Origin of the sequence: Microcoleus sp. AT3-D2, from assembly GCF_036705715.1 — a bacterium.
Taxonomy (GTDB): Bacteria; Cyanobacteriota; Cyanobacteriia; order Cyanobacteriales; family Microcoleaceae; genus Microcoleus.
The window spans coordinates 1-15,795 of record NZ_JAUBVE010000110.1; the positions used below are offsets into that span (position 1 = coordinate 1).

General features: G+C 45.0%; 12 protein-coding genes and 4 pseudogenes. 9 read left to right on the forward strand and 7 right to left on the reverse strand.

The features are described 5' to 3' along the window. Positions 1-301 precede the first annotated feature (301 nt). The 5 genes from recO (at position 302) to QUB44_RS28685 (ending at position 5,780) form a co-directional block, all read left to right on the forward strand. Positions 302-1,177, forward strand: a complete 876-nt coding sequence (gene recO / locus QUB44_RS28665) for a DNA repair protein RecO (protein ID WP_333372803.1) — start codon at positions 302-304, stop codon at positions 1,175-1,177. 230 nt (positions 1,178-1,407) lie between these two features. Next, entirely contained in the window at positions 1,408-2,979 is a 1,572-nt protein-coding gene (locus QUB44_RS28670) for an MFS transporter (protein ID WP_333168353.1), read from the forward strand. A 26-nt stretch (positions 2,980-3,005) separates the two neighbouring features. Beyond that, positions 3,006-4,232: a glycosyltransferase family 4 protein gene (locus QUB44_RS28675; RefSeq protein WP_333372806.1), complete on the forward strand. Its 1,227-nt coding sequence runs from the start codon at positions 3,006-3,008 to the stop codon at positions 4,230-4,232. 90 nt (positions 4,233-4,322) lie between these two features. Then, positions 4,323-4,751 carry an NUDIX hydrolase gene (locus QUB44_RS28680; protein ID WP_333372808.1) on the forward strand — a complete coding sequence of 143 codons (429 nt, stop codon included), beginning with the start codon at positions 4,323-4,325 and terminating at the stop codon, positions 4,749-4,751. 111 nt (positions 4,752-4,862) lie between these two features. Continuing rightward, positions 4,863-5,780 (forward strand): NAD(P)H-dependent glycerol-3-phosphate dehydrogenase, encoded by a 918-nt coding sequence (locus QUB44_RS28685; protein WP_333372811.1) that lies wholly within the window; start codon positions 4,863-4,865, stop codon positions 5,778-5,780. 261 nt (positions 5,781-6,041) lie between these two features. Here the strand turns inward: QUB44_RS28685 and QUB44_RS28690 are convergent, their stop codons facing one another. The 3 genes from QUB44_RS28690 to QUB44_RS28700 all read right to left on the reverse strand — a co-directional run bounded on the left by QUB44_RS28690 (position 6,042) and on the right by QUB44_RS28700 (position 7,953). Beyond that, positions 6,042-6,272, reverse strand: a complete 231-nt coding sequence (locus tag QUB44_RS28690; RefSeq protein ID WP_333168361.1) for a hypothetical protein — start codon at positions 6,270-6,272, stop codon at positions 6,042-6,044. 81 nt (positions 6,273-6,353) lie between these two features. After that, a complete protein-coding gene (locus QUB44_RS28695) occupies positions 6,354-6,659 on the reverse strand; it encodes a small RNA NsiR4-regulated ssr1528 family protein (RefSeq protein WP_006635311.1) in 306 nt (101 codons plus the stop codon). Between the two features lie 307 nt (positions 6,660-6,966). Further along, positions 6,967-7,953, reverse strand: a complete 987-nt coding sequence (locus QUB44_RS28700; RefSeq protein WP_333372816.1) for a threo-3-hydroxy-L-aspartate ammonia-lyase — start codon at positions 7,951-7,953, stop codon at positions 6,967-6,969. Positions 7,954-8,663: 710 nt separating this feature from the next. Here QUB44_RS28700 and QUB44_RS28705 point away from each other — a divergent pair. Then, a pseudogene (locus QUB44_RS28705) lies at positions 8,664-9,436 on the forward strand (IS1 family transposase). A 40-nt stretch (positions 9,437-9,476) separates the two neighbouring features. Next, positions 9,477-9,581: pseudogene (locus QUB44_RS28710) on the forward strand (IS630 family transposase); the annotation flags it as partial. A gap of 149 nt (positions 9,582-9,730) precedes the next feature. Here QUB44_RS28710 and QUB44_RS28715 read toward each other — a convergent pair. Both QUB44_RS28715 and QUB44_RS28720 read right to left on the reverse strand, forming a co-directional pair. Beyond that, a complete protein-coding gene (locus QUB44_RS28715) occupies positions 9,731-10,324 on the reverse strand; it encodes a transposase (protein ID WP_333372818.1) in 594 nt (197 codons plus the stop codon). Then, positions 10,321-10,674, reverse strand: coding sequence for a transposase (locus QUB44_RS28720; protein ID WP_333372820.1), 354 nt, complete (start codon positions 10,672-10,674; stop codon positions 10,321-10,323). Before QUB44_RS28720 ends, QUB44_RS28715 begins: the two co-directional genes overlap by 4 nt. 52 nt (positions 10,675-10,726) lie before the next feature. Between QUB44_RS28720 and QUB44_RS28725 the strand changes: the two are divergent. Both QUB44_RS28725 and QUB44_RS28730 read left to right on the forward strand, forming a co-directional pair. Next, positions 10,727-10,942 (forward strand): annotated as a pseudogene (locus QUB44_RS28725) (hypothetical protein); the annotation flags it as partial. Positions 10,943-11,231: 289 nt separating this feature from the next. Then, positions 11,232-12,962, forward strand: coding sequence for an NAD(P)H-quinone oxidoreductase subunit 4 (locus tag QUB44_RS28730; RefSeq protein ID WP_333372823.1), 1,731 nt, complete (start codon positions 11,232-11,234; stop codon positions 12,960-12,962). Between the two features lie 67 nt (positions 12,963-13,029). Here the strand turns inward: QUB44_RS28730 and QUB44_RS28735 are convergent, their stop codons facing one another. Together QUB44_RS28735 and QUB44_RS28740 are read right to left on the reverse strand one after the other, a co-directional pair. After that, complete coding sequence (locus tag QUB44_RS28735) at positions 13,030-14,673, reverse strand: NB-ARC domain-containing protein (RefSeq protein ID WP_333372826.1); 1,644 nt, start codon at positions 14,671-14,673, stop codon at positions 13,030-13,032. A 272-nt stretch (positions 14,674-14,945) separates the two neighbouring features. Beyond that, positions 14,946-15,714: pseudogene (locus QUB44_RS28740) on the reverse strand (IS630 family transposase); the annotation flags it as partial. Between the last annotated feature and the right edge of the window lie 81 nt (positions 15,715-15,795).

The following is a 15,795-nucleotide window of genomic DNA, read 5'->3' on the forward strand; positions in this document are numbered from 1 at the left end:
TCATTAGTCATTAGTCATTAGTCATTAGTCATTAGTCATTAGTCATTAGTCATTAGTCATTAGTCATTAGTCATTAGCAATGGCTAATTGGTAATGGCTAATTGGGAATTGGTGCGCCCTTACGCACTCTACAACTAAAAGTTCTGCGTCCTGGACTGGTTTTGCTACTGTCTAGTAACAATACTTCGGACAGTTTTTAATTGCTAAGAGTAGAATGACTATTCTCGGTCGATCGACCAACGAGGACAATGAAACTGTCCGAAGTATTGTAGTAAATCTAAAATCTAAAATCTAAAATCGAGTGACTCGAACTTACAAAGCAACTGGAATCAATCTCAAGAGTGCGCCCATCGGCGAATCCGATCGAGTGCTGACAATTTTGACGCGAGAATTCGGCTTAATTCGAGCCGTAGCACCCGGTGTTCGCAAACAACGATCGACCATTGGCGGTAGAAGCGAATTATTTGTTGTCAACGAATTGCTAATTGCCAAAGGCCGATCGCTCGACAAAATTACCCAAGCCGACACGGTACAATCTCATCCGGGTTTGAGCCGCAACCTCGGAAAACTCTCCGCCGCGCAATATCTGGCCGAATTGGCGATCGCCAGTGCCCTTTCCGATGAGCCCCAAGAAGAACTATTTTGGTTGCTGGGCGAACACTTGAGCCGTTTGGAGCGTTTGTCCGATCGCACAGAAATCCAATCCGCCGCCGTACTTGTCGCCCACCTCACCCACGGCATTTTTCACCTGCTAGCCTTAGCTGGCCTCGCGCCCCAAGTCCAAGTCTGCTGCGCCACCAGACACCCGCTCATCCCAAATTTCACCGATCCGAACTGGCAAACCGGGTTTAGTATACCCTCTGGGGGAACCTTCAGCTTGTCGGAGCTAGCTAACCTAGAGGCAGAACTCTCTTCAGAAATCGGTAGCTTGTCCAGATCCGCCTCCCGTTCCCGGCAAATGAATAGCAGCAAACACTTGACAAATTTCGAGATTAATGCTAAAGAATTAGCAGCGCTGCAACAGTTGGCTAGTCCAGAACTAGGAGAGGGGATTACCGATCGAACAGCTTGGGTATCAGTAGAAAATATTTTGCGGCAATATGCCCAGTATCATTTAGGTTGCACGATTCGTTCGGGAAGCTCGATCGACACCTACTTAGAGAGTTTTGAGTTTTAAATTGTGAGTGTTGACTTAAAGAGGTGAACGAACATCGTACATCGCACCCCCAGCCTGCCGGATACCCGAACCTGCCGGCCTTTTCAGGTAAATTTTCAAGGTTGTTGCAACATCAGATAATAGATAGAGATAAAGTTACGAGATTATTAATTAACTTAAGGGTTAACCCCTCAATTTCAAATTCCCATCCCCCCAACCTCCACCATCCCAGGCCATCCACCCCAAATCCTATGATGCGACTGTCTGATTCTGATTTGAGAATATCTGTGTTAGCTGTGACCCACCACAAGATGGAAGAACGAGAAAATGTTCCAGAGTTTGACTCTTATCCCGTCTCCGCCGATCGACAATGGAGCAACGTCCAACACTCAGAAATGGATAAATATCCCACAACTCCCGAAACAGAGTCAAGCAACGGCAAAAGCCAACAAACCGAAGCAATCCCCCCGGTTCCCACACCAGAGCCAGCAGCAGAACTATCCGAAGCAGTAGCCGAAATTCCCGAAAAAGCAACGGGATTCCTGCCGGTGCTCAAAAACCCAAATTTTCTAGCATTGTGGAGTGGGCAAGTTTTTTCCCAACTAGCAGATAAAGTTTATCTCGTACTGACGATCGCCCTGGTAGCCAGCCGCTTTCAAGCGCCAGATCAAACCATCAGCAGATGGGTATCGGCAATCATGATCGCCTTTACCATTCCCGCAGTGCTGTTTGGGGCCGCCGCAGGTGTGTATGTCGATCGGTGGTCGAAAAAAGCAGTGCTGGTAGCCACAAACCTCCTGCGGGGAGGCTTTGTTTTAACATTGCCCGTGCTGCTGTGGCTCTCGGACGGGTGGGAACTCGGTCAACTGCCGCTCGGATTCTGCTTACTGCTGCTAGTAACATTCCTAGTCTCGACCCTAACTCAATTTTTTGCCCCAGCAGAACAGTCAGTGATTCCCCTAATTGTGGAACGCCGCCATCTGCTATCGGCAAACTCCCTCTACACCACAACCATGATGGGGTCGGTGATTATTGGCTTCGCAGTCGGAGAACCCTTACTAGCTTTAGCTGACACCCTATTTTCCAACCTCGGCGGCGGACTCGGCATCGGCAAAGAATTAGTAGTAGGCGGAAGTTACGCCTTCGCCGGAGTGCTGTTGCTGGCGATGAAAACAGGCGAAAAAAACGATGCCGAACACGAACCGCCCCACCCCTTAGCAGATTTGCGAGATGGCCTGCGTTACATCAACGATCAGCCGAAAGTCCGCAATGCTTTAATTCAACTAATTATTCTATTTTCCATTTTTGCAGCCTTGGCAGTTCTAGCAGTTCGGCTGGCAGAAATCCTCCCCGGTATGAAAGCATCGCAATTCGGTTTTTTGCTGGCTGCAGTGGGCGTGGGTATGGCTGCTGGGGCGACGACAGTCGGCTATCTCGGCCATAAATTTTCTCACTCCCAACTGAGTTTAATCGGATCTGTTGGCATGGCACTTGCTCTGATGGGCCTTTCTGCGTTTACCCACCATTTGTGGCTGTCGGTGCTGTTCATTACCCTGTTGGGTTTATTTGCCTCATTGGTGGGAGTGCCGATGCAGACTACAATTCAAGCAGAAACTCCAGAAGAAATGCGGGGAAAAGTCTTCGGACTGCAAAACAATGCCACTAATATTGCTTTGAGTTTACCGTTGGCTTTGGCTGGGGTAGCCGAAACATTTCTGGGCTTGCCGACAGTATTTTTGGCTTTAGCAGGATTAGCGATGGCTGGGGGTGTCTTAACCTGGTATATTTTCCGTAGCACAAATAGCAAAGTCGATCGAACCTAAAAAATAACAAACTCTGATTTACTGGAATGCACATCGCTTGGCTAGGAAAAAAATCACCTTTTTGCGGTAACGTCACTTACTCCAGGGAAGTCACCAACGCACTATTAGACCGGGGATACCAGGTTAGTTTCCTGCATTTTGCCCAAGAAGCGGGCCCACTGGACAGGAACAATACGGGGTGGAGCATGGCAAATGGTTCATGGGGCAAGGGAATTGCTCAAACCTCATATACCAATTCGCTTTCGTCCGCGAGTTGCAACGAAGTCTCTTTACCCTGTCACTACAAATCGCAAATTTATACGATTCCCACTCTCAAGTCCCGCACAGTGCTGATGAAATCTCTGCGGCGGCTCAAACCCGATGTTGTTCACGCTTCCCTGACGCTTTCACCTCTAGACTTTTTGCTGCCGGAAATTTGTCAAGAATTGAATTTGCCTCTGGTGGCGACTTTTCACCCGCCGTTCGATCGCAAATTACGCAATTTGACATCGGGAACCCAACACCTGATGTATCAACTTTACGCTCCGTTTTTAGCGAACTACGACTCGACGATCGTTTTTTCTCAGATTCAGCGGGATATATTGGTGAAGTTGGGAGTTCCACAGGAACGGGTGGCTGTGATTCCCAACGGCGTGGATGCTGTTAAATATTCTCCAGGGCCTTCGGGGTTGAAGTCGGAATTAAAGGCCGATCAAATTTTTGTTTACCAAGGCCGCATTGCCCAGGAGAAAAATGTCGAGTCGATGCTCAAGGCCTGGAAACACTGTAATTTTGGCCCTGGGAACGTATTGGCGATCGTAGGCGACGGGCCCCTAGCCGCCTCGCTGCAACTGTTTTACGGCGAAGATGATGGCATTGTGTGGCTCGGATTTGTCGCCGAGGAGGAACGCCGGATCGAAATTCTGCGGGGTGCAGACGTATTTATTTTGCCTTCTTTGGTGGAGGGACTGTCGCTGTCGTTGCTGGAGGCGATGGCCTGCGGTTTAGCTTGTTTGGCAACCGATGCCGGTGCTGACGGCGAGGCATTGGAGGAAGGCGCGGGGATAGTTTTGAACACTCAGCGGGTACGAAGTCAATTGCAAACCTTGCTGCCGCTGTTTTGCGATCATCCTGAGTTGGGAATGCTGCTTGGTCAAAAAGCACGCAAACGGGCGATCGAGCGATACACTCTCAGTCAGAATATTACTGAGTTGGAAAAGCTGTATGCAGAGGTTTTGCAAAAGCAGCGCGTACTAATTCGCGGTTTAGCATAATTCAGCAGGAAGAAGGAACTCCGAACCCGTTGAAATTAATCCGTGTATTCGTGTCTAAATCCGTGTCGTGCCTTCCTTCTTCCTTCGCAAATGACTTATAGAAATCCCGCTCCTACAGTTGATATTATCATCGAATTAGCCGATCGCCCGCATCGACCGATCGTACTCATAGAACGCCGCCATATTCCCTACGGCTGGGCAATTCCCGGCGGCTTTCTCGATTACGGGGAATCGGTAGAAACGGCGGCAAAACGCGAAGCTTTAGAAGAAACGAGCTTGAATGTAGAATTAATTGAGCAATTTTACGTTTATTCTGACCCAAATCGCGACGCGCGCCAACACACGATCAGTATTGTATTCTTGGCTTCTGCAACGGGCGAACCTCAAGCCGCGGACGATGCTAAAAATTTACAAATTTTTGAATCTTGGCAGATTCCCGATCAATTGTGTTTCGATCACGATCGCATTTTACGAGATTATTGGCGTTACCGTCATTATGGATTGCGGCCGCATTTGTAGGGTGAGGATTTTTTAACCGCAGATGCACGCGGATTAACGCAAATTGATTGCTATGATTTATCGGTGATTTATCTGTGTTAATCTGCGGTTAAATTCATTAAACTAAATTCTATGGCAATCTTGACAATATTAGGCGGAGGTGCTTGGGGTTCGGCACTGGCAAATCTGGGAGGAAAAAAAGGATCTCGAGTTAATTTGTGGTCGCGCAGCAGTTCTGTTAATCTAGAGTCTATTATAACGGGTACGGATGTTGTTGTTTCGGCAGTTTCTATGAAAGGAGTTGGAGCAACGGTCGATCGACTTTTGGCTTTACAGTTAAGTCCCAGTACAATTATAGTTACTGTCACCAAAGGTTTAGACCCCGCCACTACGCGCACTCCGTCTCAAATTTGGCAAAATGCGTTTCCTAATAATTCAATTGTGGTACTTTCGGGTCCGAATCTTTCAGAGGAAATTCAGCAGGGATTGCCGGCGGCAACAGTAGCGGCGAGTTTGGATTTAGCGGCGGCAAAGCAAGTGCAAAATATTTACAGTTCCGATATTTTTCGGGTTTATGTGAATGAAGACCCGCTGGGGACTGAGTTAGGTGGAACTTTGAAAAATGTATTTGCGATCGCCGCTGGAGTTTGCGACGGTTTACAATTAGGAACTAATGCTAAATCTGCTTTGCTGACTCGCGCTTTGCCGGAAATGATTCGGGTGGGAGTTCGTTTGGGAGCTCGTGCAGAAACTTTTTATGGTTTGTCTGGTTTGGGAGATTTACTCGCTACTTGCAACAGTCCTTTATCGCGCAATTATCGGGTTGGTTTCGGATTAGCTGAAGGCAAATCTTTAGAGCAAATTTTGCACGAATTGCAGAGCACGGCTGAGGGAGTCAATACTACTAATGTGTTGATTGATTTAGCTAATCAACGTGGCATTGAAGTGCCTGTTTCTCGTCAAGTTTATCGCTTATTAAATGGTGAAATTACTGCCGAGCAAGCTGTTTTATCGCTGATGGAACGAGCTTTAAAACCTGAGATTTTATAACCTGTACCACTAGATAGGTAAGGACTTAAGCAAAGCCTAAGTCCCTACCCGTAGCTGAAGTTTCAAGGATTTGCCTCACCAGTTGCTAGTTATGAATTAAGAGTTGTAAGCGACATTGGTTGAGCGGTCAGATTGATGTTTCCATCGCTCGGTAGAGAAAGAGTTTAAGGAATTGAAGATGAGTTGTGAATCCAAAACTCTTTACCTCATAGCTGCTACTTAACTCATAATTCATGACTTGCACAGCGAGTTGCACCAGCTTTACATCTTGCCTTTCTGCATTACCTGTTGAAGGTGCTGCCGAATTTCCTGCGCGTGCTCCATGTCAGCTTGCTGCAATTTTTGAAACAGCTCAGCACAAGGCTGAGAACCTGTTTCCTGAGCATCTTTCATGTAAGTATCGTAGGCTTTCAAAGCTTCAGACTTGTTTTGCAGAACTGTTAACAAATCATACTCGAGGTTGCTGATGACGGTATTTCCGTTAGTGTTCATAAACTGACCCTCTGCTAGGATTTGTCCCAAGTTTCACCGATCCGGGGATGACTATTCATCTATCTAGAAGGGTAGAAATTTTTACTTTCCGCCGTAATAAAACGCAACTTCTTTATCTTTCAGCGGGGCGAAGTCAGCAGCAACGAGCATTTTATCGAGCTCGTTTTGAGGCAAATGTTTGACACCGATTCGGACAATGCGCGATCGCATGGTATTTGACACGCCACTGCGCTGTCTGCCGGCTTCTAATCCCATCACTTGCTTGTAGAGGTCTAATTTTGCTTGCGGAATCGGAGTACCGTCAAAGTCGATTCCAGAGGCGATCGCAACATCGATCGCATCTGCACCAGTTGTAGATTGAGCCGCTGAGTTTGTTTCTGAAGACATTGTGCTATTAAATCGAAGTTTGTTGTGGAAGCATTTTATCAGATTACTCTTTAATTTGGTTAAATTTGTCAATATTAATATTTTGCGTTTGCATGAATATTTGACGTTTGCATAAATATTTGGCGTTTGCCCGAAAGTCCGCCGGGGGGTTTAAAGCCCCGTCTCACAGAGCAAGTCCACTTCAGTGGACTAAATATAAACATAAAAAATGCTTTCCAGTCGTTTTTAGAGGACTTTTGCTATTAGACAGGGGTTAAAACCCCGGGCGGACTGTCGGACTGACGAACTAACAAAGTGCCAGACTTAATTACACTGAAAAAAACAGCTTGACTTCGCTCAAATCCACATTTCCGCCGCTAACAATCACGCCAATCCTCGCCTTTTTAGCCTGAACCACACCGGACAACAAAGCCGCCGCTGCTAACACTCCCGTGGGTTCCACAACTATCTTCATGCGTTCCCAAATAAAAAACATTGTCTGGCGAATTGCGTCTTCGGAAACTGTTGCCATATCATCAACATAATGCAGAACCAAAGGAAAGGTTAATTTCCCCAAAGATGGCGTGCGCGCGCCGTCAGCAATCGTATCCGGGTTAGTAACAGTTTGTAGCGTTTTCGTGCGGAACGATCGCGCCGCATCGTCTGCTTGCTCCGGTTCCACTCCTATTACTTTACACTGCGGAGACAAAGTTTTTGCCGCGATCGCACATCCCGACAGCAAACCCCCGCCGCCACAGCAAACCAGCAGCAAATCCAACTCGCCAACTTCTGCGATTAATTCCAGCGCCGCCGTACCTTGTCCCGCAATCACCCACGGATGATCGTAAGGAGGAATAATTGTCAAGTGCCGTTCGGCGCCAATTTTAGTCGCTAATTCTTCGCGGGAAACTTGAGTGCGATCGTACAAAATAATCTCTGCGCCGTAGCCGCGAGTCGCCTCTTGCTTGACTTTTGGCGCATCTGCCGGCATGACAACAGTAGCAGGAATTCCCAACAACTTTGCCGCCAGGGCGATCGCCTGCGCGTGATTTCCCGAAGAAAAAGTCAGCACTCCCCGCTGTTTTTCGGCTTCAGATAGCTGCATCAAAGCATTGCAAGCACCCCGAAATTTAAACGAACCCGTGCGCTGAAAGTTCTCGCACTTGAAAAATACCTGAGAATTTGTGCGTTTGTTGAAAGTTTCCGAAGTCAGAACCGGCGTCTTGAAAGCTATGCCCTGCAAGCGATTTGCCGCCGCTTCCACATCCGCGAAACTGACTGACAAGGGATTTTGGGCACAGAATTGGGCACTCATAGATTTTAGATTTGGGCGATCGAGGACTCTATTTGTAGGGTGAGCATTGCCCGCTTCACTCTTACCATTAAATTATAAATTTTTATCATAAGCTTATTAATAATTATCATTAGCGGTTGCGCTTAATGGTTAAAAAAGCTGTTGACTAAAATCAAAGTTATGACAATTTACTATCAAAAAGTAAAGGGGCGTTTGTACTTGCACAGGAGAAGGATTAATGAATAGAAATTTAACCACCGCCCGATTAATTGTGGGGAAACGGCCAGACGCCGTGTCCTGATTTTGGGTAATATCAAATCCGTTGGCATCGGAATTATTCATCTCTCTCTTCCCTTTCTCTGTATCCTCTGCCGTTTAATCATTACGATACAACCGGAATGGATATAATATCATGTCCGATCGATTGACCATAATATCCCGACCGGGCGGGTTTTTGAGATTGTCAATTATTGGCAGATATTGGCAGATTTACCCGCCCCTTGCAAGCTCCAAGTAACGCCTGAGCAGTCCCTCAAAATTGATGCAACCCTTCAGGCGTTTGCGAATGCTTGTGAGTATGTGAATCAAACTGTGCCACCAACTCTGACAAATGAATTGGCGATGCAATCTGCAGGTATATCACAATGTCAGAGATATGTTTGGACTTTCGGCACAGCTAGCAATCCATGCTATTAGACGGGTTTCTGGCAATAGAAAAACAACTAAAAAAGATGGGAAGCCAGTCAATAGCTTTGCTCCTACTAGCGTCAGAAATTCCCCATTGTCCTAATTGTGGCTCAGAAGCAGTCAGTCGTAACGGTCAAACTCGGCATCAAAAACTTTCATTACAAATGTCGAGAATGTGACCGTCAATTTGTTCTAAATCCCGCGTGGAAAGCTATTACTAAAGAACAAGAAGAGTTAATGTCACGGATGCTACTTGAACGTATTTCCCAGGCCGGGATTGCCCGGGTATTACAAGTGTCATAAGATACAGTACAGTGCTACGTAAATGCCGCTTCTATTGCTGTTAAGAAGCAAGTGGAGGTGAGTGCCAAGCCAAAAAAGCGCTTGAGTGTTCAGATGGATGAGCTATGGTCGGAGAGTCGATAATAAAGGAAATCAGCAGTGGGTATGGCTGGCATTGGATGCCCAGACTAGAGAAATTGTTGGTGTACACATTGGAGATCGTAGCGCAGTATCAGCTCTTGCTTTATGGAATTCAATGCCACCAGTTTACCGTCAATCGGCAGTAATTTATACCGACCATTGGAGTGCTTATGATTTTGTATTGCCCAGCAAACGTCATCGCAGTGTAGACAAAGATAGTGATTATACTAGCTATATCGAACGCTTCAACTGTACTATTCGACAACGAGTATCTCGGTTGGTAAGAAAGAGCTTAGCCTTCTCTAAAAAATTAGAAAATCATATTGCTGCAATTTGGCGTTTTGTACATCATTATAATGAGAATTTACAACTCCAGATGCCTACTTCTATTTGAATTCGGTTGATTTTTTGATCCTTTCCTTCAGGGCACTACCCTGAACGATATTGAACACGATTTTAGTGCCTTAAAGCGAGCCAGAATGTATGCTCCTCCTGGGACATCTTTAGATGAACTCATCTGTGACTACTGCGCTCAATAGTGTCTCTTTTTTATTTGAAATGACTATATGACCCCTACGAAGGTATTTTAGAAGTCCGCTATTTGCAAGATGGGCGGTATGTTTTACATTCTGCCAATGAGCAGGGGCGGGTGTGGATTCCACAACTGGAACTACAGCACTTCCGGATGTTATGAGGTACAGTAGCAGCAATTAGTAAACCAGCTTTTGAGATGTTTCGGATTAATTAAGTCAAGAGCCACAGCAATTATCGTATCAACCATTTTAGTGGTCGTTGGCGAAAACTGGATCAATAAAGATTTAAGTTGCGACCAGCATAATTCAATCGGATTAAAATCAGGAGAGTATGGGGACAAACATAAAATAGAAGCACCCATAGATTCAATCATCGATGTAATTGAATCTACTTTATGCGCGGCTAAATTATCCATCACTACTACTGCTCCCGACCACAATTGTGGCACTAAACATTTCTCGATAAATACCTCAAATGCTTGGCTATTTATCGAGTTGTCCATGGTCATTAATGACACTACTTGCGTGAGACTAATTGCACCAATTACTGTGACTTTCTTGCCTCGATAAAAAGGTTTGATCGCATAGGCTAGGAGTGCCTCGTTGGAAGCATGAGTTCTGGTTAAACCTAGCAATGCTCGAGTCTCATCTAAAAAGACTAGATTTTTTGGCTCGATATGCTTGACTTTTTCCCAATACTCTAATCTTAATTTCATGACTCTTTCAGTGCCTGCTTGGCTACTTTTCACTGTTTTTTTTTACGATTTAATCCCAACTTCTGTAAGGCGTTACACATGGCTGTTCTACCCACCCAATTTCCGGTCTTCTGGGCAAATAAATCACACAATTCTAGTAAAGTTGCATCCGGATGTGCTGCCACTATTTCTCTCAACTCTGCTGTGGAATTATTCAAATGACTGTATCTCGGTTTCCCCCTGGGTTTCGGCTGTAAATTCCCTTCTATTTTTTGTTGCTTGACCAGTTTTTGAACTAAGCTTTTACTGACGGAAAATTTTGCTGCTGTTTTTCTGATCGACAAATTCTGATCGAGATGGGCTGCTACTATTTTTGTTCGTAAATCTACTGAATATGCTTTCATTGGTGTATTTTTTAATCTATTCTTATTGTACCTCATAACACCCGGAAGTGCTGTATATCTGGGGATTTGGTCGGGGGAAAGGTTGGGACAAACCATGAACTGGCTGCGCGGGTGGGATAATTTAGGTAATTTGTTGCTGTGGAGTTCAGAACAAGCTGAGCAGGAAAGGCAAAGGGCTGACCAAGAAAGGCAAAGGGCTGACCAAGAAAGACAAAGGGCTGAACGATTGGCCGCTAAGTTGCGCGAATTGGGAGTTGATCCAGATTGAACGCTGATTGAAAGCTAATTTGCGATCGCCCTTAATACACAGGACTTACCCAACCATCTCAGAATGTGCGCCACCACAGGCAGATTGCGCCTACAAAACGCTATATTTTGTTGTGCGTAAGTCCTGAATCGAAAATCAAAAATCGAAAATCAATTGACGTGTGTAGCAATTCGTGATATTGTGATCGGCATTTATCTGGATATAAAAAATATTTATGAATAAATCTTAAGTTTTAATTAAATTTAGTATTATAATTTTGGTAACTTCCAACTAAGTATTTATTCTCACTATGATAGCGGATCAATTTCCTTGGCTGACCGCAATTGTCATCCTACCCCTGCTAGCTTCCCTCGCCATCCCTTTTCTGCCGGATACAGACGGCAAAACCATTCGCTGGTATGCCCTAGGCGTAGGTATTGCAGATTTTGTATTAATGTGCTGGGTATTTTGGACTCATTACGATCCAAGCATCTCTACTTTCCAAATCGTCGAGCAATATTCCTGGATACCTTCTTTAGGTCTCAACTGGTCTGTTTCTGTTGATGGACTGTCAGTTCCGTTGGTACTGTTGGCGGGATTGGTGACGACGCTATCAATCTTTGCAGCCTGGGAAGTCGATCGCAAGCCACGACTCTTCTACTTCCTAATGCTGGTGATGTACTCCGCACAAATAGGAGTCTTCGTCGCCCAAGACATCATGCTGCTGTTCATTGTCTGGGAACTAGAACTAATTCCGGTGTACCTGCTAATCTCGATTTGGGGCGGACAAAACCGGCGCTACGCAGCTACCAAATTCTTGATTTACACCGCAGGCGCTTCCATCTTTATTTTGATAGCGGCCTTAGCAATGGCATTCTACGGCGGAGGCACCCCCACCTTCGACATGGTAGAACTAGGCTTGAAGGACTACCCACTGGGTTTAGAATTACTGCTTTATGCGGGATTGTTAATTGCCTTCGGCGTGAAACTGGCGATTTTCCCTTTCCACACTTGGCTACCTGATGCCCACGGTGAAGCATCTTCTCCCGTGTCGATGATTCTGGCCGGCGTATTGCTGAAAATGGGCGGATACGGACTGATTCGGCTGAATTTGGAACTTCTTCCCCAAGCACACGTTTACTTTGCACCGATTATGGCAGTGCTCGGCGTGGTCAATATTATCTACGGCGCGCTGAATTCCTTCGGCCAATCGAACATGAAGCGCCGCTTAGCGAATTCGTCGATTTCTCACATGGGATTCGTGTTGTTGGGTATTGCTTCCTTCACGGATTTGGGAATCAACGGGGCGCTGTTGCAAATGATTTCCCACGGTTTAATCGCCTCCGTATTGTTCTTCCTGGCTGGCGTTACTTACGATCGCACCCATACAATGATCATGGACGAGATGGGCGAGATTGGAAAAGTCATGCCGAAAGTGTTTGCCTTGTTTACCGCAGGCGCGATGGCATCTTTGGCACTCCCTGGAATGAGCGGTTTTGCTAGCGAATTGTCAGTATTTGTGGGCGTCGCAACTAGCGATATGTACAGCGGTTCTTTCCGCGCGGTGACAGTGTTCCTGGCGGCAGTGGGACTGATTTTGACGCCGATTTATTTGCTCTCGATGCTGCGACAGTTATTTTACAACTGTGGGACACTAGCAGCTTGCGACCTTGAGGATCTAAATCTCCAGAATCAGAGAAACAATCTGGATGAAGCGGTTTGTTTCGGTAATAGTTGCGTTTTGCCTGGTGATGCACCGTTTATTGATGCTAAACCTCGGGAAGTGGCGATCGCATTTTGCTTTTTGATACCGATTGTCGGCATTGGTTTTTATCCCAACATGGCGATGCAAGTTTACGATGCCAAGACTGTCGCAGTCAACGCAGAAGTCCGCCAATCTTACATCCAAATTGCTCAACAAAATCCTCGGATTTATGCGAACCAACTTTTGGTTCCCAAAATTGCCCAAGCTCAAAAATCGCCTGCTTTGGACAAAATTACACGGTCTGAATCTGCATCTGTTTTTGGCATTCTCAAATAGTTTTATCGAATTTTGTTTTTGTTGAAAATTGGGCGATCGCTTTTGTCAAAGGGCGATCGCTTTTTTGTTAGCACTGAAGTTCTGAAATAATCTGCGCCAGATTCTCTTTAGCATATCCCACCTCAAGAATCGATTTCTCCTCCAGATGAGAGGCAACTTTCTTCAAAATATTTAGCGGTTCTTCCAAGCCTGTAGTTTTCGCAAACAACACTTGCAACCGATTTTTTACTAATGCTAAAATAGAGCTAATTGGCTCGCCTTTATTCCCTTTCCGTTTAGCAATGTTGATGCTCAATTTGTGAGTTTTCAACAGCCGCATTCTTTCTATTCCTTGGGTCTTAACCGTCTCCAAAACCTCCGCTCGAATCTGATCGACTAATCGGTCGATCACATATTGCACGATCAAAGGCTGAAGCATAAAAACAGTTTCCCCGCCCTCACTAATTTTGTCAATCAGCGAGCGACGACCCAGAGAATCGAGATTTTTTAGCAAATCTGAGAGCGATGAATTGATAAATATCTGCTCTCGTAAAGTCGCCAGGGAAATCGGGATTTGAGCAATAGCAATCCAGTAGGCAATCTCTTGTTCAGAACTCGACATTCGATCGAACTGCTGCGCGAGCAAATTGCTGATATGTTCTTCAATAAATAACGCCGTAGCTTCCAAAAGCTTTAAAACATTCCCCTCGAAAAACTCGTTAATTGTTGTCGCTACAATCTTTAATGCTAACAGATTGCCTCCGTACCGGGATAACAAGATTTCTAACTCTTGATCTTGAGGGGACAAACCTTTTTCTTGGAAAATTTCCCGCGCTATTTCCGAGGAAATAGCAGGTTTTAAAGACCGCACTTTTTCTCCCGCCAGCAAAGCCAGTTCCGTAGGTTCTTCCGAACTAACTAGCAGTAAACAGCTATTGTGATTGACCTCACACAGCCGCACAATTAAATCTCGATATCCTTCGTAGCCTTCCCGGTAGTGTCCCGCTAATTCTTCGGGTCTGAGAACCGCTTCAAAATCGTCTAAAATTACCAGACAGCGGTGTTTTCGCAAATACTCGACCAAACACGAAATTTTGCTGTTGAGGTCGATCCTCTTCGATGGCTCCGCTAACGGCACATCGGGTTTTTGTTGGTTAGAAAAAAGTTGAATTAAGCTCCCTAGGAAGTCGGATGGTGCGGGTGTCGATCGCAGCGATCGCCAAATCACAACATCAAACTCATTCTGTACCTGTTTTGCCAACTGCACCGACAGAGTTGTTTTGCCGCTACCAGCCAAACCCAGCAGCGCTACCAGCCGACAATTATCTGATACAATCCACTGCTTTAAAGTAGTTAATTCTTCAGTCCGTCCGTAAAAAACCGAAACATCCGGTGCTTGGCCCCAATCTTCCTGTCGGTGTCCAATCGCCACCTTCAATAGAGAGCCTTTACCTCCACTAAAATCGCTCGTTCCCTGATCCGTGTGGTATGAAAACAGCAACTGATGCCTCAATTCCGAAAGCTTTCCAGGGCCGTTCCCCCCGATCTGAAACTTTTTGTAAACTTCGCCGAGTCTTTTGCGAACGGCGATGTCGCTAATGCCAAGCTTTGTGGCGATCGTCGCTGTAGATTGACCGTCTAGAGCCATAAACACAGTTTCTAACTCGGCATCTGTGACACCGCGCTGTTTGGCGATCGTTTGCACAAAGTTTTGAGGAATCGGAGTAGTCAAGGTAGGAATCTCGCCTATACTAAAAATCTATCTTCTATTATATTGTGTGAGTTCTCGCGGGAGAGCAATTGAATCGAATCTCCCAACGTTCAGCTTACTTTTTGCTGTTTGGGCAGCTTTAGATATTTATACCCAATTATCGATTGTGATACCCGTTTAAAAAAATGCAACTCTAGGCCCGTGATCCAAACCCATACACAATCAGTCATTCCAAATTATTCAATTATTCAATTCTTTAATTATTTAATCTAAGATGGTAAGCTGTTGCACATTTAAACTGTGATACAAGCATTACCCTTATTTTGGATTTTGCGATCCATTTAATTATTAATTGCCCTTCATTTAAGAGGCGGTGCAATAAATACTCTAGCTCTTCAATTGATGTAAAAAGTCGATTAGCAATATATTCTTTTGCCGAATGCCATACTAATGCAATTAAGTTATAGTCTGGGCTGTATTCGGGGAGGAATTCTAAATGAAGGTTAGGCATTTCTGTGGCAATTATTTTCAGGTACTCTTCTTTCTTGTGAAAACTAGCATTATCAAGGATGATCACTATTTTGGCTCCTTTTTCCGCAAATTCTGAGGCTTGATTACCTGCTGATACCATTCATTAATTAGCTCTTCATAAAACAGTTTTAGCACTTGATAAAAATTATATGAATTCCCTTTTTTTAGGAACTGTACCCACCTTTTTTATCGGAATTTCTCACTCCTCTCATTACATTAACTCTGCCTTTTCTTCTGTCTCCTCGAACCTTTTTTCTACTGCCTTTTTTGCACCATTTCTTTCTTCGGGTGACTCTTAAACTAAATCCACTCTCGTCCCAAAACCATACCTGTAATCGTTCTGGCGTTTCTTTTTCTACTTTTAAATATTCGGCTATCTTTATTTTAAACGCTGTTTTTTTTTCGGGATTTCTCTTGGACTCTAGGCTATACTTAGCCCAGATGTAAACATACTTTTTTTTTTAATATCCTCCGAACTTGTCCTCCACTTAATTTTATTCCTGTGGACTTTTCTAAGTATGTTGCTAATCTCTGCCGGGAGCATCCCGGTTTTGTAAATATCCGAATAAGCGTAAAATAGTTAAAATCAATAAAAGCGTCAAAAAAAGTCGA